Below are 19,409 nucleotides of genomic sequence, written 5' to 3' on the forward strand. Positions count from 1 at the left end.
GATGCGCTCCAGGGAATGAGCGGGGACGAGTGTCGCCGCCAACCCTATACGCATCGAGGTAGAGATGGCCCCCCGCAACCGCCAAGGGCTTTACGACCCGCGCTCCGAGCGCGATGCCTGTGGATTTGGCATGGTCGCCCAGCTCGACGATCAACCTTCGCGCCTGTTGGTTGATACCGCCATCGCCGCGCTTTCGCGCATGACCCACCGCGGCGGCGTCGCCGCCGATGGCCTGACCGGCGATGGCTGCGGCCTGCTGCTGCGCCGCCCCGATGCGTTCCTGAAACTGCTGGCCAGTGAAGCCGGCATCGCCGTCGCCGCACGCTTCGCTGCCGGCCTGGTGTTCCTGCCGCACGATGCCGAGGCTGCACACGCCTGCCGCACGCAGCTGCAGGCGCAGGTCGAAGCGGTCGGCTGCAAGGTCGCCGGCTGGCGCGAGGTACCCACCGACGACAGCGTCTGCGGCCAGCTGGCGCGCGACACCCTGCCACGCATCGAGCAGGTGTTCGTCGATGCCGGCGTCGGCCAGGATGATGCCGGCTTCGCGCTGGCGCTGTTCCTGGCCCGTCGCCACAGCGAACAGCAGCTGCGCGACCATGCCGACTTCTACGTCACCACCCTCACCCCGGATGCGATCAGCTACAAGGGCATGGTGCTGCCGGACAAGCTCAGCCGCTTCTTCCCCGACCTGCAGCGCCGCGAACTGGCCTCCAGCGCGATCGTGTTCCACCAGCGCTTCTCCACCAACACGCTGCCGCGCTGGCCGCTGGCGCACCCGTTCCGGATGCTCGCCCACAACGGCGAGATCAACACCATCGAAGGCAACCGTCGCTGGGCGCAGGCGCGCAGCAAGGTGTGGAAGACGCCGCGCTTCGACATCGCCGAGTTCGATCCGGTGATCTCCATGCATGGTTCGGACTCGCAGAGCCTGGACAACATGCTGGAGCTGATGGTCGCCGGTGGCATGGAACTGATCCAGGCGCTGCGCATCCTGGTGCCGCCGGCCACCCAGTCGCTGGAGTTCAAGGATCCGGACCTGGCGGCCTTCTACGAGTTCCACGGCCTGAACAGCGAGCCGTGGGACGGCCCGGCCGGCATCGTCGCCTGCGACAGCCGCTACGCGGTGTGCACGCTGGACCGCAACGGCCTGCGCCCGGCGCGCTGGATGCTGACCGCCGACCGCCACTTCCTGGTCGCCTCCGAAGCCGGCGTGTGGGAAGTGCCGACCGAGCGCGTGGTGCGCAAGGGCAAGCTCGGCCCCGGCGAAATGGTGGCCATCGACCTCAAGCGCGGCGACCTGCTCGATTCGGATGCGGTGGACCGCATCAACCGCGGCCGCGCGCCGTATAAGCAGTGGCTGCAGCAGGGCGTGACCTACCTGCAGACCGAACTGATCGACCCGTCGCTGGTGGAAGAGCCGTTCGACGAAGCCACCCTGCGCAGCTACCACAAGCTCTACCAGCTCAGCAGCGAGGAAGTGGAACAGGTGCTGCGGCCACTGGCCGAGACCGAGCAGGAAGCCACCGGCTCGATGGGCGACGACACACCGATGGCCGTGCTGAGCCAGCGCAGCCGTCCGCTGTACGACTATTTCCGCCAGGCCTTCGCGCAGGTCACCAACCCGCCGATCGATCCGCTGCGCGAAGACTGCGCGATGTCCCTGTCCACCCAGCTCGGCAAGGAGACCAACATCTTCCATGCCGGCCCGGAGACGGTGAACCACGTCATCCTCAACTCGCCGGTGCTGAGCCAGCGCAAGCTGCGCCAGCTGCTGAAGATGGACCAGTACGTGCAGGCCAACCGCCTGCTCGACCTGTCCTACAGCGAAGACGAGGGCCTGCGTGCCGGCATCGAGCGCATCTGTGCCGAGGCCGAGCAGGCCGCGCGCGAGGGCATGGTGATGCTGCTGCTGTCCGATCGCTACCCGGTGGCCGGTCGGCCGATGGTGCATGCGCTGCTGGCCACCAGCGCCATCCACCACCACCTCTCGCGGCTGGGGCTGCGCTGCGACGTCAATCTGATCGTCGAAACCGGCACCGCGCGCGACCCGCACCACATGGCCTGCCTGCTCGGCTTCGGTGCCACCGCGGTGTATCCGTACCTGGCCTACCAGACCCTGTTCGACCTGGGCCGACGTGGCATCCTCAAGCTCAGCAAGGGCGGCGAGCAGTCGCAGATCGGCCGCCGCTACCGCAAGGGCATCTACAAGGGCCTGTCGAAGATCATCTCGAAGATGGGCATCTGTACGGTGGCCAGCTATCGCGGCGCGCAGCTGTTCGAAATCATCGGCCTGGAACCCGAGGTTGTGGACATGTGCTTCCCGGACACCGCCTCGCGCATCGGCGGCGCCGGCTTCGCACGCCTGGATGCCGACGCGCGCGAGCTGTGCGCGCAGGCCTGGGATGCGCAGCAGGGCGTGGACCTGGGCGGCCTGCTGAAGTACGTGCACGGCGGCGAGTACCACATGTACAACCCCGACGTGGTCACGACCCTGCAGCGCGCCGCGCGCAGCGGTGACCCGCGTGCGTGGCAGCAGTACTGCGATGCGGTGCACGCGCGCCCGCCATCGGCGCTGCGCGACCTGCTGGAACTGGTGCCGGCCGCAATGCCGGTGCCGCTGGACGAGGTCGCCCCGGCCAGCGCCCTGTTCCCGCGCTTCGATACCGCAGCGATCAGCCTCGGCGCCCTGTCGCCGGAAGCGCACGAGGCACTGGCCATCGCCATGAACCGCCTCGGCGGCCGCAGCAATTCCGGCGAAGGCGGCGAAGATCCCGCACGCTATGGCACCGCCAAGCGCAGCAAGATCAAGCAGGTGGCCTCGGGCCGCTTCGGCGTCACCGCCGAATACCTGGTCAATGCCGAAGTGCTGCAGATCAAGGTCGCGCAGGGCGCCAAGCCCGGCGAGGGCGGCCAGCTTCCGGGGCACAAGGTCAACGAGCTGATCGCACGCCTGCGCTATGCGCGTCCGGGCATCGGCCTGATCTCGCCGCCACCGCACCACGACATCTATTCGATCGAAGACCTGGCGCAGCTGATCTACGACCTCAAGCAGGTCAACCCGACCGCGCTGGTGTCGGTGAAGCTGGTCAGCCATGCCGGCGTCGGCACGATTGCCGCAGGCGTGGTCAAGGCCGGTGCGGACCTGATCACCATCTCCGGCCATGACGGCGGCACCGGTGCGTCGCCGGTCAGCTCGATCCGCTATGCCGGCGTGCCGTGGGAACTGGGCGTGGCCGAAGCGCATCAGGCGCTGCTGGCCAACGACCTGCGCGGGCGCACCCTGCTGCAGACCGATGGCGGCCTGAAGACCGGCCTGGATGTGGTCAAGGCCGCGCTGCTGGGCGCGGACAGCTTCGGCTTCGGCACCGCGCCGATGATCGTGCTGGGCTGCAAGTACCTGCGCATCTGCCACCTCAACAACTGCGCCACCGGCGTGGCCACCCAGGACGAGCGCCTGCGCGAGAACCACTTCACCGGCCAGCCCGAACGCGTGGAGAACTTCTTCCGCCTGCTGGCCGAAGAAGTGCGCGGCTGGCTGTCGTACCTGGGCGCGCGTTCGCTGGAAGAGATCGTCGGCCGCACCGACCTGCTGCGGCAGATCGAGGCCGCGCCCCGTGATGGCGTGCGCGTGGACCTGTCGCGGCTGCTGGCCGACAGCCGCTACGAGGGCAGCCACTGTGCCGCCCAGCGCCTGTACGAATCGCCGGACAGCCTGGCCACGCAGATGGATGGCCTGCTGGCCCCGGCCATCGAGCACAAACGCGGCGGCGAACACCGCTTCCTGATCCACAACACCGACCGCAGCATCGGCACGCGCCTGGCCGGTGCAGTGGCACGCGCGCACGGCAACCAGGGCATGGCCGAGGCGCCGCTGGAACTGCGCTTCCGCGGCAGCGCCGGGCAGAGCTTTGGCGCGTTCAACGTCGGTGGCCTGCACCTGGAAGTGGAAGGCGAAGCCAACGACTACGTCGGCAAGGGCATGGCCGGCGGCCGGCTGGTGGTGCGTCCGCCGCGTGGCGCCCGCTTCGAGGCTCGCAGCACCGCCATCATCGGCAACACCTGCCTGTATGGCGCTACCGGTGGCGAGTTGTTCGCCGCCGGTCGTGCCGGCGAACGCTTCGCGGTGCGCAATTCCGGCGCGCTGGCGGTGGTGGAAGGTGCCGGTGACCACTGCTGCGAGTACATGACCGACGGCGTGGTGCTGGTGCTGGGCAAGGTCGGGCTGAACTTCGGCGCCGGCTTCACCGGTGGCCTGGCTTACGTGCTGGACGTGGACCGCGATTTCGTCGACCGCTACAACCACGAGCTGATCGACATCCATCGCGTCTCCGCCGAAGGCTTCGAGAACTACCGCCAGCACCTGCACCGCCTGATCGGCCGCCACCGCGAGCTGACCGGCAGCATCTGGGCGCAGCAGATCCTGGACGAGTTCCGCGACTACATCGGCAAGTTCTGGCTGGTCAAACCCAAGGCCGCCAGCATCGAGTCGCTGACCGAAACCCTGCGACGCGCCGCCTGATGGTAGTGCCGGCCGCTGGCCGGCAACCCAGGATCACGTAGTGCCGGCCGCTGGCCGGCATCCGGAAAACACCACAGAGTCCGCCATGAGCCGCAAGCACGCCTTCCAGTTCCTTGACCTGCCCCGCACCATGCCGCAGCGCATCCCGGTGGAACTGCGCACGTCCGGCGACTGGGGCGAGCTGTACGGCAAGTTCGGCAAGGAAGACGCCCAGTACCAGGCGGGCCGCTGCCTGGACTGCGGCAATCCGTACTGCAGCTGGAAGTGCCCGGTGCACAATGCCATTCCGCAGTGGCTGCAGCTGGTGCAGGAAAACCGCATCCACGAGGCCGCCACGCTGTGCCACAGCACCAATCCGCTGCCGGAAGTGTGCGGCCGGGTCTGCCCGCAGGATCGGCTGTGCGAAGGCAGCTGCACGCTGGAGGAATTCGGCGCGGTCACCATCGGCGCGGTGGAGAAGTACATCGTCGATACCGCACTGGCCAGTGGCTGGCGCCCGGACCTGGGCGCGGTGCAGCCGACCGGCCACAGTGTGGCGGTGATTGGTGCCGGCCCGGCCGGGCTGGCCTGTGCCGACCGCCTGGCACGCGCCGGCATTGCCGCCGTGGTCTACGACCGCTACGAGCAGATCGGTGGCCTGCTGCAGTTCGGCATTCCCAGCTTCAAGCTGGACAAGGACGTGATCCATCGCCGCCGTGAAGTACTGGAAGGCATGGGCGTGCAGTTCCGCCTCGGCGTGGAGATCGGCCGTGACCTCAGCGTGCAGCAGTTGCTGGAGACCCACGATGCGGTGTTCGTCGGCACCGGCGCCTACCGCTACACCGACGGTGGCCTGGTCGGCCAGGACCTGAAGGGCGTGCTGCCGGCGCTGCCGTTCCTGGTGCAGAACAGCCGCATCGTTGGCGGCGATGACCCGAAGGGCCGGCCGATCGCCGGCTGGGAAGACACCATCGCCCTGCCCGACCTCAACGGCAAGCGTGTGGTGGTTCTGGGCGGTGGCGATACCGGCATGGACTGCGTGCGCAGCGCGGTGCGGCTGGGCGCGGCCAAGGTCACCTGCGCCTATCGCCGCGACGAAGCAAACATGCCCGGCAGCGCGCGCGAAGTCGCCAATGCACGCGAGGAAGGAGTGCGCTTCCTGTTCAACCGGCAGCCGCTGTCGATCGAAGCCGGCGCCGACGACGAGGTGATCGGCGTGACCGTGGTCGAGACCCGGCTGGGCGAGCCCGATGCCAATGGCCGCCAGAACGCGGTGCCGATCGAAGGCAGTGAGTCGCTGCTGGAGGCAGACGTGGTGATCATCGCCTTCGGCTTCTCGCCGAGCGTGCCGGCGTGGCTGGCGGAACTGGGGGTGGAAGGCCAGCCCAATGGCCGCATCCTCGCCGGCGGCAAGGACCGCCTGCCGTTCCAGACCGCGCATCCACGCCTGTTCGCCGGTGGCGACGCGGTGCGTGGTGCCGATCTCGTGGTAACCGCGGTGGCCGAAGGCCGCGACGCCGCTGCCAGCATCGTCCGCCTACTGGCGCACTGAGTCCGGCAACAGCAGCACTTCCAGCAGCGCGCGCAGTTCGTGCGCCTCCACTGGCTTGGCCAGGAAGTGGTCGATGCCCGCTTCACGGCAGGCCTCGCGCGTGCGTTCCAGCACGCTGGCGGTCAACGCAATGATCGGCACCGGAGCACGGGCAGCGCGGGTATCGCGACGGATCGCGCGCGCCAGCGCGAAGCCATCCATGTGCGGCATATGGCAGTCGGTGATCACCAGGTCGAACGGTTGCGCCTGCCAGGCCTCCCATGCCTGCAGCCCGTCGCTACAGGTGTAGACCTGCAGCCCCAGCTCGCACAGGCGCTGCTCCAGCAGCTGCAGGTTGGTCGGATGGTCTTCGACAACCAGCAGCCGCGCCGGCGGCAGCGCCCGCGGCGCAGCCCTCGCGGGCACTGGTGCGTCCCTGGCTGCCACAGAGGCCGCCAGATCCAGATCCAGCCCTACCGTGGTGCCCTTGCCCTGCATGCTGCGCAGGTGCAGCTGCCCGCCCATCGATGCCGCCAGCTCACGGCAGATCGACAGACCCAGCCCACTGCCGCCGAAGCGGCGCGTGGTCGAGGTCTCGGCTTGTTCATAGGCGGCGAACACCGCCTGCTGGCGCTCCACGCTGATGCCCACGCCCGTGTCGGTCACCTGCAGGCGCAGTCGCTGGCCGCCGTCGCGCTGCTGCAGCACGCGGACCTGCAACACCACGCTTCCCTGCAGAGTGAACTTGAGCGCATTGCCGGCCAGGTTGAACAGGACCTGCCGCAGGCGCAGCCCGTCAGCCAGCGACCAGGGCTGCAACGTCGGGTCGATCTCGCTGCACAGGTGCAGCCCGCGGCTGGCCGCGACGGGCATCAACAGCTGCTGCACCGCGTGCACCAGCGCCGCCAGATCGGTCGGACGCAGCTGCAGGGGCGCCGGCTGCAGGCGCTGGCTGTGCAGCACATCGTCGAGGATCTGCCGCAGCATCTGCGCTGCGTCACCGACGGTGGTCAGCACCTGCCGCTGGCCCGCATCCAGGTCCGTGCCAGCCAGCCGCTCCAGCATGCCCAGCAGGGTGCTCATCGGCGTGCGGATCTCGTGGCTCATGGTCGCCAGGAAATGGCCCTTGGCCAGCGCCGCCTGCTCGGCCGCGCGGCGCGCCTCGGCCAACGCCGTTGCGCGCGCCTGGGCTTCGCTGACGTCCATCCAGTAGCCGCTCCACTCCACGCTGCTGTCATCGCACGGCAACGGTCGTCCCTGTGATCGGACCCAGCGCCAGCCCTGCGCCGACCGGGTGCGGAAGGTAACGTCGATCGGACCGCGTACGAGCGCGGCCGCTTCGATGCTCGCCATCACCCGGCTGCGGTCACCGGCATGCACGGCCGCCAGCAGCTGCAGATGGTCGATCCGCTCAGTCTCCACGGCTACGCCGAACAGTGCCTGCACGTCGCCGGCGATCTGCGCCAGGCTGTAGTGGCCGGTTGCCGAACGGCGCGCCTGGTAGACCACCGCCGGCAGGTTCGCGGTGACTTCATGCAAGCGCTGCTCCAGCACCCGGCGACGCACGCTCTCGCGATGCACGCGCCAGTAGCCGAAGGCATGCAGCAGTATGAGCGCGAGCAGGATCAGCGACACCGGCACCAGCCAGCGCAGTGCCGAACCGGCGGGCCGCGCACGTGGCAGTTCCGGCAGCCAGGCACTGCGAACCGACGCCCGACGTGCATCGCCCTCCCGCTGCAGCTCCCGGTCGAAGGCAGCGACCACCGCGGCACAGGTCGGTACGGCGGCCAACACCAGTGCATCGCCGAAGCCCGCGGGTGCTGCGATCACCAGAGGGTCACCCGGCACGGCGCGAAGCGCGGCTTCGACTTCGGCGAGATTGGCCACCACGGCATCGACCAGCCCGGCGCGCAGCAGTGACAGCGCGTGGTCCAGCGGCGCCGGTGCCAGCAGCTGCGCACCCGGGGCCTGTTCGGCCAGCAATGCGTCCAGCGGCAGCCGGTCCGGGCTGGCCACGCTGCGGCCACGCAGTCCCTCCAACCCCAGCACTGGCGCTGCACCCTCGCGCCGCACGATCACCTGTGGCACTTCCAGGTAGGGGCTGCTGGTCACCCAGCCGGTCGGCAGCTGTGCGCGCGGCCAGCCCAGCAGCACCTGGGTGCCAGCCGGCAGCGGGTCATCGGTGAGCACCGCTGCGGGCAATGGCTGCGCATGCTGCACTGCCTGCGGGCCCAGCAGCGGCAGGTAATCCGCAGCCAACCCCGCAAGGTCGCCCTGCGCGTTGTATGACAGCGGCGGCCGATCGGAACGCCATGCCACCTGCAGTGGACTCGCACAGCCGGACGCAGCAGCGATGCCGGGCAGCAACAGCGATGCCATGACAGCGGCGACGGCGCGGCGGCCGGCGACATTCACGGTAGACATCCTCATTTCGCGGGCAGGAACCACGGCCGCGCAGCGGTACCGCTGCCAGCCACGCTAGCGAGGCGCGCTTCCGCGACAATGAGAAAAATTGGAAAAACATCCCTATCGGCGAATGCCGACATACACTGCCGCTTCTACCCGTCCCTACGGAGCGCTCGATGCGTATCGGCCTGGCCGCCAACCGTCTCCATCACCACGATGCGCGCGCCGCGCTGTTCCGCTGGCTGCGTGCCAGCGAGGCCGGGCTGCGTGAACTGGGGGTATCGCTGCACGCGGTCGGGCGCACCCACGATGCGATCGAACGGCAGGGCTTCCTGGCCGGCTACGGCGGCCTGCACCGCTACCCCTACGGCCGCGAGGGTGGCCTGATGAAACTGGTGGCCGAAGTGGTTGGCATGGGGCCGGAGCGCACCCTGGACGGTGCGATCTACCTGATCGACCCGGTCGATCCTTCCTCGGTGTTTCCGGAGGCAACCGCGCTCAAGCGGCAGTGCGTGATCCACGGCAAGCCGTTCATTTCAACCGTGGCCACTGCGCGTGACTGGATCGAGGTGGAACGCGTCCACGCCGGGCTGGCCGCTGATGCCGGTGCCGACGATCTGCATGCCTTCCAGCACCAGACGCTGGCGCTGATCGCGCACGACGCGATGAAGCCGGCAATGCTGGCCTTCGCTGACGAGCACTTCGATGTGCTGGCACGGTTCGGCGAGCGCGTGGCGACCGGCACCACCGGCCAGCGCTTGAACGAACTGGCCTGGAGCCGCGGCTGGCCCAGCGATACGCCGTGGGTGACGCGCTACCAGAGTGGCCCGATGGGCGGCGATGCGCAGATTGCCGACCGTGTGCTGGAGGGGCGCTGCCAGCGCGCGATCTTCTTCGAGGACCCGCATGTGGCACGCCAGCACGAGGCCGATATCCAGCTGTTGGAACGCGCGGTGACAACGGTGACCGACCAGGCGGTGTGCATCACCGCGCCGCGGGTGGCGGCGCGGTGGGCGACCGCGGCGGCATTGCGGGCGGGGTGAGGGTTTCGGCCAACGGCTGCGCCCCTCGTGGTGGGTGGGGGCTGCACGATCATGAGGTTGGGTCGCGCTTCTGTAGAGCCGAGCCGATGCTCGGCTGCTGTTGATCGCGAGGGCCGGATATCTGCGCCACGTGCGGCAGCCGAGCGTGGGCTCGGCTCTACAGTTACAGCAGCTGGCGGAGCATGGCTTTCAAGCGGCGCCCTTCCAGCTGGAAGTAGTCGCGCTGCTCGCGCCACGCGGGGAAACGTTGTTCGACTTCATGCCAGAACGCGGGCGAATGATTCGGCTGGATCAGGTGGCAGAGTTCGTGCACCAGCACGTACTCGAACGCTTCCGGACGACCGAGCACCAGGGCCAGGTCCAGGGCCATGCTGCCATCGGGGGCCAGCGAGCCCCACTGCGAGGACATCACCTTCAGGCGCAGGCGGCTGGGGGCGCGCGGCAGGGTGGGCAGGTACTTCGGCAGCCAGCGGCCGACGTCGGCGCGGGTCTGCGCTTCATAGAACTCGCGCAGCAGGCGGCGCAGAGTGGCGTCACCACCACGGGTCGGCCACTGCACGCAGGCGCCATGCGCGTCGATCTCCAGCCGCGCGTAGCGGCCTTCCTGCCAGCGCAGCGGCAGCAGTTCGCCGCGCAGGGGCAGCACGCCGTCTTCGCCGGGCTGCAGCGGTGCCGGCAGGCCCTGGCCCTGGTACTGCCGCAGTTGCAGCGCCAGCCAGTCGCGGTGCTGTTCCAGGAAGCGTTCGCCCATCACCAGGCTTGCGCGCGGGGGTAACGTCAACCGCGCGCCACGCTCGTCCACGCTCAGCTTGATGCGCCGCGCGCGCGGATCGCGCACGCGCAGCACCTCGATCTCGGCATCCTCCAGGCGCAGGCGAACGGTGTCGCGCTGTACGGTGGCGGGCGGGGTCGGAGTGATCAGGCGGCGCAGCAGACGGCTCATGCGCCCAGCATAGCGCTGCTTCGGGCCGCCGGATGACCGGCGACCGTCGGGCTGCCTGTTCAGTCAGCCTTGCTGAGCTTGAACGCTTCTTCCAGCAACAGGAACAGGCGGCGGATCTCGGCGCTCTGCAGGGCGAAGCGGGCATCGAACTCGGCACGGCGGCCGTCTTCGTCGGCATGCTCCAGCTGGTCCAGGGCGCCGTCGAGGAACTTCAGCTTGCGCACGATCAGGTCGTCGCCGATCACGAACGACAGGTTGTCCTCGAAGATCAGCGCCAGCTTGGTCACCTGCTTGCCGGCGTCCAGGTGCTTGTCGATCTCGTCGCAGCGCAGTTCCTGGTGCTGGCACTTGACCACCGCGCCGCCTTCGACCGGATCCTTCATCTCGCACTCTTCGCCCAGGCTCAGCCCGGTCGGCAGCGGCTCGCCGGCGATCCAGCCGGTCAGGATCGAGCGCGGCGCGACTTCGGCGTTCAGCGGCATCGCCGGGAAGCTGCCGAGCAGCCCGCGGATGTCGGACATGAAGTATTCGCCGGTCTTGCGGCTGGAGGTATCCACCGCCACGTAGCCGTGCTGCAGGTCGATGAAGGCATCGTTGCGCGAAGACTTCACGAAGGCGCGCGGCAGCAGTTCATGCAGCAGGTCGTCCTTCATGCGCTTGCGCTCGCGGCCACCCGGGCGCCGCCCTTCCTTCTCCTCGATCTCCTCCAGCTTGCGCTCGAGCAGGTCGTTGACCACCGCCGCCGGCAGGATCTTGTCCTCGCCACCCACGGTCAGCCACAGGTGTTCGGCGATGCGGTGGGACAGCAGTTCCTTCTCCTCGCGGCCGAACGGCGAAATGAAGCCGCGCGAATTCATTTCCAGCGCGCCGACAGGCTTGAGCACGGCGTGCGGCAGCAGGGTATCGACTTCGGAAAAATCGGTGGTGGTCGGGAAACGGAAGAACGTCAGGTTGCGAAAGAACATGGAATTCCGGATGGCGAAGAGGAAGGGCGACCGACCTTAAACGGTGGGCGTCTCGGGATCTGCGTCGGCGTCGGCCGGGGAGCCGGCCAGCCAGGCATGGGCGTCGGGCAGCGGCGTGTCGTCGCGACGGCCCAGCGCCATGAAGTCGAACAGGGTGGTGTCGGCCAGCTGCGAGGGCCGGACTTCACCCATGGCGCGCGCGATCTGCTCGATGCGGCCCGGATGGTCCTTTTCCCACTGCTTGAGCATCAGGCCGACCTGGCGGCGCTGCAGGTTCTCCTGGCTGCCGCACAGGTTGCAGGGAATGATCGGGAACTGGCGTGCCTGCGCGTAGTCGACGATGTCGCGCTCGCGCACGTAGGCCAGTGGCCGGATCACCACGTGCCTGCCGTCGTCGCTGCGCAGCTTCGGCGGCATGCCCGCCAGCTTGGCGTGGTGGAACAGGTTCATGAAGAACGTGGCCACCATGTCGTCGCGGTGGTGGCCCAGCGCGATCTTGGTGAAACCATGGGTCTCGGCGTAGTTGTACAGCGCGCCACGACGCAGGCGCGAGCACAGCGAACACATCGTCTTGCCCTCCGGGATGACCCGGCTGACCACCGAATAGGTGTCCTGCTCGATGATGTGGTACGGCACGCCCAGCCCGGCCAGGTACTCCGGCAGGATGTGCTCGGGGAAGCCCGGCTGCTTCTGGTCCAGGTTCACCGCCACCAGCTCGAACGGCACCGGCGCCTTCTTCTGCAGCTGCAGCAGCACGTCCAGCAGGGTGTAACTGTCCTTGCCGCCGGACAGGCAGACCATGACCTTGTCGCCGGCCTCGATCATGCCGAAGTCGGCAATCGCCTCGCCGACCTGGCGGCGCAGGCGCTTGGCCAGCTTGTGCTGCTCGCGCTCGGCCACGCGTGGATCGCGGGCGGCGCGCGGCTGGGGATCGGGAAGGGAAATCACGGCACTCATGGGTTCCATTCTAACGGCTCGGAGCCGCCCCGGCCGGGGGTCGGGTTTCCCCTCTCCCGGCAGTCATCAACGCTGTGTATGCTCGGAGGCTGTGGATACCTACAGCCCCGCCGAGATCGTCGAGCACCTCGCCGCCCTGCGCGCCGAGCACCGCCTGCTGGATGAACAGATCACCCGCATGGCGGCCAACGGCGAGGACGAACTGGAAGCCAAGCGCCTGAAGCGGCGCAAGCTGCAGTTGAAGGACTGCATCGCCAGGCTGGAAAGCCTGCAGATTCCCGACGAGCCGGCCTAAAGACCGTCCTGGTGGGTGCCAACCTTGGTTGGCACGGCTGGAAGGTGTGGACCAAGGTCCACACCCACCGCAGGAGCCGGCGCTGCCTTCAATCCTGCGGCGCAGGCTCGTCCGGGCGCGCTGCTTCAGGGCTGACCCGCTCGATGGTGTGGCGCAGCTCGCGCCCCAGGATGAACTTGGCGTCCTTGGCCCAGGCATCCAGGCGTTCATCGAACAGCAGCTTGCTGTTCTCGTCCGGCCACACCAGGCGCAGTTCGCGCAGCTTCTGGATGAAGCCGCGGAACAGGGCCTTGTCGAAGAACTCGGGAGCGGCCGGCGCATAGAGCAGGCTCAGGCGCTGCGCGGCCTGCTGGCACAGGCTTTCCAGCTCGGCCGCACCGAGCACGCCCGGGCCGTTCTTCACCAGCACCGAGATGGCGATGTAGTAGCGCTCGAACGCCTGCTGCAGCGAATGGCCGATCGCCCGCAGGCGGAACACCTCGTCGGTCTGCCCGGTGTTGCGTGCCAGGATGCCGCCGTCGTCATCGTTGACGTTCTGCAGCAGGCCTTCGCGCACGAACACGTCGATGGTGCGGTCAATGCGCTGCGCGAACTCGTCCTCGCTCCACGGCAGGAACAGCTCGGCCTGCAGGAACGGATATACCGTGCGGCCCAGCTGGACCAGCCCGGTACGGCTCATGCGGCGGTTGTTCTGGAAGCAGCAGGCCACCCACGACGAGGCGGTGAACAGGTGCACCACGTTGTTGCGGAAGTAGCTGAGCAGCACCGCGGTGTCCCCGCTGACGCTGAGCACATCGCCGAGCGGGTGCTTGATGCGGGTGAGGACGTTGATCTCCTCGGCGTGGGCGATGATCCGCTCCGGCGAGTGCGGGGTCACCGTCACCCGGTCCGAGTACGGCATCTCGACCAGCAGCGTCTTGCACAGCTCGATCTGCGCGATCAGGTCGGCCTCGCCCATCGCGTGCTTCGGCGTGGACAGCAGGGCCAGCGCCAGCAGATTGATGGGGTTGACGTCGGCAGCGCCGTTGATGCGCACCTGGATGCGTTCGGCCAGCGTATCCACCGTGGTCGACAGCCAGGCTGGCTTCTCGTCCTCGGACACCGCCTCGCCCTTCCACTCCGGGGCCTTCTCGGCCAGCACGTCGTTCAGCGCGATCGGCTCGCCGAAGTTCACCACCACCTGGCCGTAGTTCTGCTTGAGCACCTTGGGGATGCCCCACAGCAGCGACCAGATCGACTCCTTTTCCTTCGGCCGGCCGGACAGTTCGTCCAGGTAGCTGCCGCCCTCCATCAGCTTCTCGTAGCCGATGTAGATGGGCTGGAACAGGACCGGCTTGCGCGGCTGGCGCAGGAATGCACGCAGCGTCATCGAGATCATGCCGCCCTTGGGCTGCAGCAGGCGCCCGGTACGCGAGCGGCCGCCTTCGACGAAGTACTCCAGCGAATAGCCACCGGCCACCAGCTGCGCGACGTACTCACTGAGCACTGCAGAGTACAGCGCATTGCCACGGATCGAACGGCGGATGAAGAACGCACCGCCCTTGCGCAGCAGGGTGCCGACCACCGGCAGGTTCAGGTTGATGCCGGCGACGATGTGCGGCGGCACGATGCCACGGTCGTACAGCAGGTAGGACAGCAGCAGGTAGTCCATGTGGCTGCGGTGGCTGGGCACGTAGACCACTTCGTGGCCCGGCGCGGCGGCCTTGAACTTGTCCAGGTGGTGCACCAGCACGCCCGCATAGATGCGGTTCCACACGTGGCTGAGCATGAAGCTGGCCGAGCGCACCACCGGGCTGGAATAGTCCGCAGCGATTTCCCAGGCGTAGGCGTGTGCCTTCTTCCAGGCATCGGCCGGCTTCGAGTTGTCGCGCTTGGCCTGTGCGGCGATCGCTTCGCGGACCGGCTCGGCGGCCAGCACCTGGTCCACCAGCAGGCGCCGGGTCGACAGGTCCGGGCCGATCACCGATTCACGGATGCGGCGGAAATGGGTGCGCAGCACGCGCTGCAGCTTGCGGACCGTGCGCTCCGGCTCCAAGCCTTCGTCGACGGTGCTGCGCAGCGAGATCGGCGGGGCGAAGCGCACGATGGTATTGCGCCCGTTCAGCAGCAACCCCAGCAGGCGGCGGAAGCGGCCCACCAGCGCCCAGTTTTCCGAGAACAGCACCGCGAACCAGCCGCTCTGCTTGTCCGGCGCGCGGCCGACGAAGATCGACACCGGCACCAGGTGCACATCCAGGTCATCGCGCACGCGGTGCGCCTGCAGGACCTTGGCCAGCGAATCGGAGTGGGTCTTGGCGCCGCGCTGCTCGGGAATCAGCGAGTTGCTGGAGCTGCGCCGCGACAGCGCCAGATAGGCGCGCTTGCGGCCGGTCGGATCACCGGCCAGCGGCACCAGCGGCGACGGCAGGCCGGCCTGGCGGCAGGCCTTGTCCAGGATCAGCGCGTTGGACAGGCCGTAGTCTTCCAGCACGTACATGACCGGGCGGCCATCGTTGTACTGGCCCGGGTCTTCCGGTTCGATCTTCAGCGACAGCCACGGCTCGACCAGGCGACCGAGCAGTCGGGCCCACAGAGGACGGCGGCCGGCCGGACGCGCGTGCGCGGGCGGCGGTACCGGGTTCGGGCCAGTACCGGTCGAGGGGGACGCCGGCACCGTATCGGCGGGCGTCGACTGGGATTCTTCGCCGGGGAACGGCAGCGGGTTCTGTTTCGACATCGGCGCCATTATGGCTTAGCCGGCGGTGTTGCCGCTTCCCCACCCTCGGCGGGGGCTTCGGCCGGTGCTGGCGACGCAGCCGCGCGGGCCGCATCGGCCTTGCGCAGCAGCGCGTCGGTGTCGGCCAGGGTGCGGGTCAGGTACCAGTGGCCCTCGCGCCGGCTCAGTGGCAGCTGCAGGGTCATCTCGCGACCGGCCAGGTCGTAGTGCAGGCGCACCAGCGCATTGTCACCTTCCACCGACAGCAGTTCGCCGCGCACGCTGCGCAGCGCGTCGTCCACGCCGAGTCCGTAGCTGCCCAGCACCGCCTTGAGGGTGTGGATGAACGGCGCCAGCTGCTGCAGGCTGCCTTCCATGCCGGCCGCCTGCAGGCCGGCTTCATCCTCGAAGCCGACCTTGCTGGCGGCGCCGACCAGCGCGGCGATGGTGCTGCGGGCACGTGCGCGGTCGCTGATCGGGGCAGCCTGCGCCCACCCCGCCAGGGTCTCGACCAGGGCGATGTAGTGGGCCTGCTGGCTGGGCGTGTAGCCCTTCTGGTGGCGCAGGTACTGCACGCCGAAGCTGCCCATCGACTGTGCGGCCTGGCGCACGGCGCCGGCCTGGCCAGCCAGCTGGCGATCGAAGCTGCGCTGCAGTTCGGCGCTGGCATCGGGCTTGCGCAGTGCGGCCAGCATCGGCAGCAGCTGGTCGCCCAGTGGCAGCTCGGTCAGCGGCCACTGGCTGTGGCCTTCCACCCACGCCTGCTGCAGGCGCTGGTACTGGCCCGGCGGCACCGACAGCTTTGCGTAGCCGACCAGATCATCTTCGGCCAGGCGCAACGCCATCGCCTGTACTGCAGCCACCGGCTCGGCCGCCGGCCTGGCCGGATCGTTGGCAGACTCGCGGCACCCCGCCACGGCCAGCAGCAGCATGGCCGCCAGCCCCCATCCACGCGCAGACTTTCCTCGCACCGCCACGCTCATGCACTCGGACTCCCCGGACCGGCCCGCATCTTGCGGCCTGCGACGTGACAGCGGCAAGCCGGGACGTCACGGTTTCCAGCCAAGGGGGTCAGATCTCCTCTGCTGCGGGCAGAAGGGATCTGACCCCAGCGCCGCCACCGGGATAAAAAAAGAGCCCGGATCACGGGGATCACAGGCTCTTCAAGCCGGCGCGGGGCCGGAGGACAGTGTTGTGGCACATGTCCGGCCCGAGGACCGGATGGCGGCGATCCTACGCTGCCGCTCAAGTTAAGGCAACACTTCACGTAATGCCATGTATGTATTTGATTTTATTGTATCAATCGCGTTGCCAAACCGCTTCGATGAAATCTACGGCGTGTTTTTCGGCGATTCGGGCATAAATCCCCGGATAGCCGGCCAGCGCACAGCCCTCGCCCCAGCTGACGACACCGAACTGGGTCCAGCCTTCACGCAGGCGCAGCAGCAGGGGGCCTCCGGAATCCCCCTGGCAGCTGTCGATGCCCTCGCGGCCGGCGCAGATGACCTTTCCACGTGACAGTTCACCGCCGTAGGCCTGCTGGCATTCGGTGAAGGAAACGAACGGCACCTGCGCGGTCTGCAGCTGAGTCGGATAGACACGGCCATCGCCGATGTCGGTGTCTCCCCAGCCGATCACCGTGAATTCACGGCCCGGCTTGAGATAGCTGGCGTCGGGCCGCAGCTGCAGTGCCACCGGCTGTGCACCGTCCAACGGTGCGCTGAGCTGGATCAGGGCGACGTCGTGCTCCAGCGAATTGCCGCTGTTGAATGCCGGATGGACGTGGATCGCCTTGACGTTGGACGGTCGTGGCGCGGCGTCGGTGGACAGGGTCGTGACCTTGCCGACAACGGCGATGCCACCAGGCGCTTCGCCCTGCATGCAGTGCGCGGCCGTCAGCACCCACGAGGGCGAGATGAGGGTGCCCCCGCAGAAGTGGCGGTCGTGGTCCGAATCGCCGTCGAAGATGCCCTGGATGCTGACCATGAACGGGTACTCGTCGGCCGGCGCCGCTTCGCCGCCGATGATGCGCGGCGCATCGCGCAGCTGCGGCGCAGCGATGGCGGGTACGGCAGACGCGGCCAACAGCAGGCCGATGAACAAAGAGGTGCTGCGATACATTTCCCTGTACTCCTCTGTCGATGGTTGGAACCGGTGCGGTCGCGGTCCGTACCGGTGCATCGATTGGGGAGCAGTGGAGAGGCCCGCAGCGCGAACGTGCGCACAGTTCTCGTGGCTGGCGCTGCGTGCGACAGATTCAGCCCCACAAATGCGAACGCCATCCCGCATGGATCGGGATGGCGTTCGTGGTGCCAGCGTGACCGGCGTCGGTGGTGGGCTCAGCGTGCAGCCAGAGCCGACGCGATTTCCTGCTGGATCGCCCGCGCTGCGGCCTGCGGATCGGCGGCCAGGCGGATCGGGCGACCGACCACGATGGCATCGGCGCCATCGGCAAAGGCCTGCGCTACGCCAACGGTACGCTTCTGGTCATCGCCGACCGGGCCACCGGGGCGGATGCCAGGGCAGACGATCGAGAATCCGCTGCCGGTGGCAGCGCGGATCGGGCCGGCTTCCTGGCCCGAAGCGATCACGCCATCGATGCCGGCGGCCTGGGCAGCCAGCGCGCGCTCGACCACCACGTCCACCGGTTCGCGGTCGATGCCCATCTGTGCGAGGTCGGGGCGCCCCATCGAGGTCAGCACGGTCACTGCCAGCAGGCGCATGTCGCCGCTGTTGGCGGCCGCGCACGCCTCCATCATGGCCGGGTGCCAACCATGGATGGTGGCGTAGCTGACCGGCCACTGCGACAGGCGCTTGATCACCGCCGCAGCGGTGGCCGGAATGTCGAAGAACTTCAGGTCGACGAACACGCGCTTGTCGCGGCGGGCCAGCTCATCGAGCACCTGGAAGTACTCGCCGGAGGCGAGCAGTTCCATGCCGATCTTGTAGAAGGCCACGCTGTCGCCAAGGCGGTCGACCCACGCCAGCGCCTGCGCGCGGTCAGGCACGTCCAGCGCGAAGATCAGGCGCTCGTCGTCGCGCAGCGGCAGTGGCACGCGGCTCATGGTGCGTAGTCCAGGGCGGCGCGCTTGGCGTCGTGGCGGGCCTGGCGCGACTGGCTGTAATCGTTGTTGAACTGCGCCGGCTCGAAGCCACCGTAGGTCGGGTTCGGCAGCATCCACCAGCGCTCGCCGAACCAGTCGTGGTACTGCTGCAGCAGGACGTCACGGCCTTCGTTGGTGTTGGTAGTCACTTCCACGAAGTCACCCAGCTGGTCGCCGAACTGCATCAGCACGCGGTACTTCTGCCCGGCCAGGCGGCGGCGGCAGTTCTTCTCGCTGCCGGCCTGCTCGCAGCCCTCGACCACGGTGCCCAAGCCCAGGAACACGCTGTCATCGGCCACCGGCAGGCCCTGCTCGCGCAGGTTGGCCAGGGTCGCGTCCTTCAGGTGCACGGCACGGTTGGAGATGTACAGCAGGGTCACGCCCTTGGCGTTGGCGGCCTTGGCGAAATCAACCACGCCCGGAATCGCCCTGGCCTTCTTTTCGGCCACCCACTGGTCCCAGCTCAGCTCGTCGTATTCCTTGCCGTCGCGCACCAGGCGCGCCTGGTAGGGCGAGTTGTCCAGCACGGTCTCGTCCACGTCCAGCACCACGGCCGGCTTCAGGCCCTTGGCCTCGTTGCCGCGTTCTTCCGGCACCAGTGCGTCCCAGTGGGCCTCCTTCAGCGCCGCATCCAGGCGATCGGCGGCGGCCCGGTAGGTCTGCTCGGTGATCGCCCTGTACTCCTGCGCACGCTGCATCCACAGCACGGCGTTGAGGTTGTCGTTGGCGGTGGCATCACGCGCGCCATCGGCCTTGGCGGCAGCGGCCGGGGCCTCCGGCGCGGCGGCTTCGGCAGCAGGCGCGTCCACGCGCTTGCAGGCGGACAGGCCCAGCGCCGCAGTGGCGAGCAGGGTCAGGGACAGGGAAACAGGACGACGCATGGATTCACCGGCAATCAGATATACCGGCGCATTTTACCGGCAAAGGCGGCCCCGGGACGGCTATGCTTGGCGGTTGACCCGTTGCCCTTCC

General features: G+C 68.4%; 13 protein-coding genes. 4 read left to right on the forward strand and 9 right to left on the reverse strand.

From position 1 onward, the window contains the following. The first annotated feature begins 64 nt into the window (after positions 1-64). Both gltB and AC5P5V_RS05575 read left to right on the forward strand, forming a co-directional pair. Positions 65-4,519 (forward strand): glutamate synthase large subunit, encoded by a 4,455-nt coding sequence (gene gltB / locus AC5P5V_RS05570; RefSeq protein WP_495215826.1) that lies wholly within the window; start codon positions 65-67, stop codon positions 4,517-4,519. An 85-nt stretch (positions 4,520-4,604) separates the two neighbouring features. After that, positions 4,605-6,050: an FAD-dependent oxidoreductase gene (locus tag AC5P5V_RS05575; RefSeq protein ID WP_061479919.1), complete on the forward strand. Its 1,446-nt coding sequence runs from the start codon at positions 4,605-4,607 to the stop codon at positions 6,048-6,050. Here AC5P5V_RS05575 and AC5P5V_RS05580 read toward each other — a convergent pair. After that, positions 6,036-8,444, reverse strand: coding sequence for a response regulator (locus AC5P5V_RS05580; RefSeq protein ID WP_134967899.1), 2,409 nt, complete (start codon positions 8,442-8,444; stop codon positions 6,036-6,038). The genes AC5P5V_RS05575 and AC5P5V_RS05580 overlap by 15 nt on opposite strands. Before the next feature lie 167 nt (positions 8,445-8,611). Here AC5P5V_RS05580 and AC5P5V_RS05585 point away from each other — a divergent pair, with 167 nt between their 5' ends. Next, positions 8,612-9,478 (forward strand): methylglyoxal synthase, encoded by an 867-nt coding sequence (locus AC5P5V_RS05585; RefSeq protein WP_061479921.1) that lies wholly within the window; start codon positions 8,612-8,614, stop codon positions 9,476-9,478. Positions 9,479-9,641: 163 nt separating this feature from the next. Here the strand turns inward: AC5P5V_RS05585 and AC5P5V_RS05590 are convergent, their stop codons facing one another. Genes AC5P5V_RS05590 through ttcA form a run of 3 tightly spaced genes read right to left on the reverse strand, consistent with a single transcriptional unit; the run spans position 9,642 to position 12,343 of the window. After that, a complete protein-coding gene (locus tag AC5P5V_RS05590; protein ID WP_061479922.1) occupies positions 9,642-10,421 on the reverse strand; it encodes a M48 family metallopeptidase in 780 nt (259 codons plus the stop codon). A 59-nt stretch (positions 10,422-10,480) separates the two neighbouring features. After that, on the reverse strand, positions 10,481-11,386 hold the full coding sequence (locus AC5P5V_RS05595) for a recombination-associated protein RdgC (protein WP_005421064.1): 906 nt from the start codon (positions 11,384-11,386) through the stop codon (positions 10,481-10,483). A 36-nt stretch (positions 11,387-11,422) separates the two neighbouring features. Further along, positions 11,423-12,343 (reverse strand): tRNA 2-thiocytidine(32) synthetase TtcA, encoded by a 921-nt coding sequence (ttcA, locus tag AC5P5V_RS05600; protein ID WP_172412120.1) that lies wholly within the window; start codon positions 12,341-12,343, stop codon positions 11,423-11,425. Positions 12,344-12,434: 91 nt separating this feature from the next. On the opposite strand from ttcA, the gene AC5P5V_RS05605 reads away from it, so the two are divergent. Beyond that, entirely contained in the window at positions 12,435-12,638 is a 204-nt protein-coding gene (locus AC5P5V_RS05605) for a YdcH family protein (protein WP_005421068.1), read from the forward strand. A gap of 88 nt (positions 12,639-12,726) precedes the next feature. Here the strand turns inward: AC5P5V_RS05605 and plsB are convergent, their stop codons facing one another. The 5 genes from plsB to AC5P5V_RS05630 all read right to left on the reverse strand — a co-directional run bounded on the left by plsB (position 12,727) and on the right by AC5P5V_RS05630 (position 19,318). Beyond that, the gene (gene plsB / locus AC5P5V_RS05610; protein WP_061479924.1) at positions 12,727-15,363 is read right to left on the reverse strand and encodes a glycerol-3-phosphate 1-O-acyltransferase PlsB; all 2,637 of its coding nucleotides are present in this window, start codon (positions 15,361-15,363) and stop codon (positions 12,727-12,729) included. Beyond that, entirely contained in the window at positions 15,363-16,316 is a 954-nt protein-coding gene (locus tag AC5P5V_RS05615) for a hypothetical protein (protein WP_061479925.1), read from the reverse strand. Before AC5P5V_RS05615 ends, plsB begins: the two co-directional genes overlap by 1 nt. 316 nt (positions 16,317-16,632) lie before the next feature. Further along, the gene (locus AC5P5V_RS05620; protein WP_061479926.1) at positions 16,633-17,454 is read right to left on the reverse strand and encodes a S1 family peptidase; all 822 of its coding nucleotides are present in this window, start codon (positions 17,452-17,454) and stop codon (positions 16,633-16,635) included. A 218-nt stretch (positions 17,455-17,672) separates the two neighbouring features. Next, positions 17,673-18,398 carry an orotidine-5'-phosphate decarboxylase gene (pyrF, locus tag AC5P5V_RS05625; RefSeq protein WP_134967872.1) on the reverse strand — a complete coding sequence of 242 codons (726 nt, stop codon included), beginning with the start codon at positions 18,396-18,398 and terminating at the stop codon, positions 17,673-17,675. Continuing rightward, positions 18,395-19,318 carry a 5'-nucleotidase, lipoprotein e(P4) family gene (locus tag AC5P5V_RS05630; RefSeq protein ID WP_134967871.1) on the reverse strand — a complete coding sequence of 308 codons (924 nt, stop codon included), beginning with the start codon at positions 19,316-19,318 and terminating at the stop codon, positions 18,395-18,397. Before AC5P5V_RS05630 ends, pyrF begins: the two co-directional genes overlap by 4 nt. Between the last annotated feature and the right edge of the window lie 91 nt (positions 19,319-19,409).

Source organism: Stenotrophomonas sp. YJH_SMC_130 (assembly GCF_059369035.1).

What these genes read in the sequence shown, in the direction of transcription:
- ttcA (WP_172412120.1), bottom strand. Translation starts at nt 12,343, where the DNA reads ATGAGTGCCGTGATTTCCCTTCCCGATCCCCAGCCGCGCGCCGCCCGC.
- AC5P5V_RS05595 (WP_005421064.1), bottom strand. Translation starts at nt 11,386, where the DNA reads ATGTTCTTTCGCAACCTGACGTTCTTCCGTTTCCCGACCACCACCGAT.
- gltB (WP_495215826.1), top strand. Translation starts at nt 65, where the DNA reads ATGGCCCCCCGCAACCGCCAAGGGCTTTACGACCCGCGCTCCGAGCGC.
- AC5P5V_RS05620 (WP_061479926.1), bottom strand. Translation starts at nt 17,454, where the DNA reads ATGTATCGCAGCACCTCTTTGTTCATCGGCCTGCTGTTGGCCGCGTCT.
- AC5P5V_RS05575 (WP_061479919.1), top strand. Translation starts at nt 4,605, where the DNA reads ATGAGCCGCAAGCACGCCTTCCAGTTCCTTGACCTGCCCCGCACCATG.
- AC5P5V_RS05615 (WP_061479925.1), bottom strand. Translation starts at nt 16,316, where the DNA reads ATGAGCGTGGCGGTGCGAGGAAAGTCTGCGCGTGGATGGGGGCTGGCG.
- plsB (WP_061479924.1), bottom strand. Translation starts at nt 15,363, where the DNA reads ATGGCGCCGATGTCGAAACAGAACCCGCTGCCGTTCCCCGGCGAAGAA.
- AC5P5V_RS05585 (WP_061479921.1), top strand. Translation starts at nt 8,612, where the DNA reads ATGCGTATCGGCCTGGCCGCCAACCGTCTCCATCACCACGATGCGCGC.
- pyrF (WP_134967872.1), bottom strand. Translation starts at nt 18,398, where the DNA reads ATGAGCCGCGTGCCACTGCCGCTGCGCGACGACGAGCGCCTGATCTTC.
- AC5P5V_RS05630 (WP_134967871.1), bottom strand. Translation starts at nt 19,318, where the DNA reads ATGCGTCGTCCTGTTTCCCTGTCCCTGACCCTGCTCGCCACTGCGGCG.
- AC5P5V_RS05590 (WP_061479922.1), bottom strand. Translation starts at nt 10,421, where the DNA reads ATGAGCCGTCTGCTGCGCCGCCTGATCACTCCGACCCCGCCCGCCACC.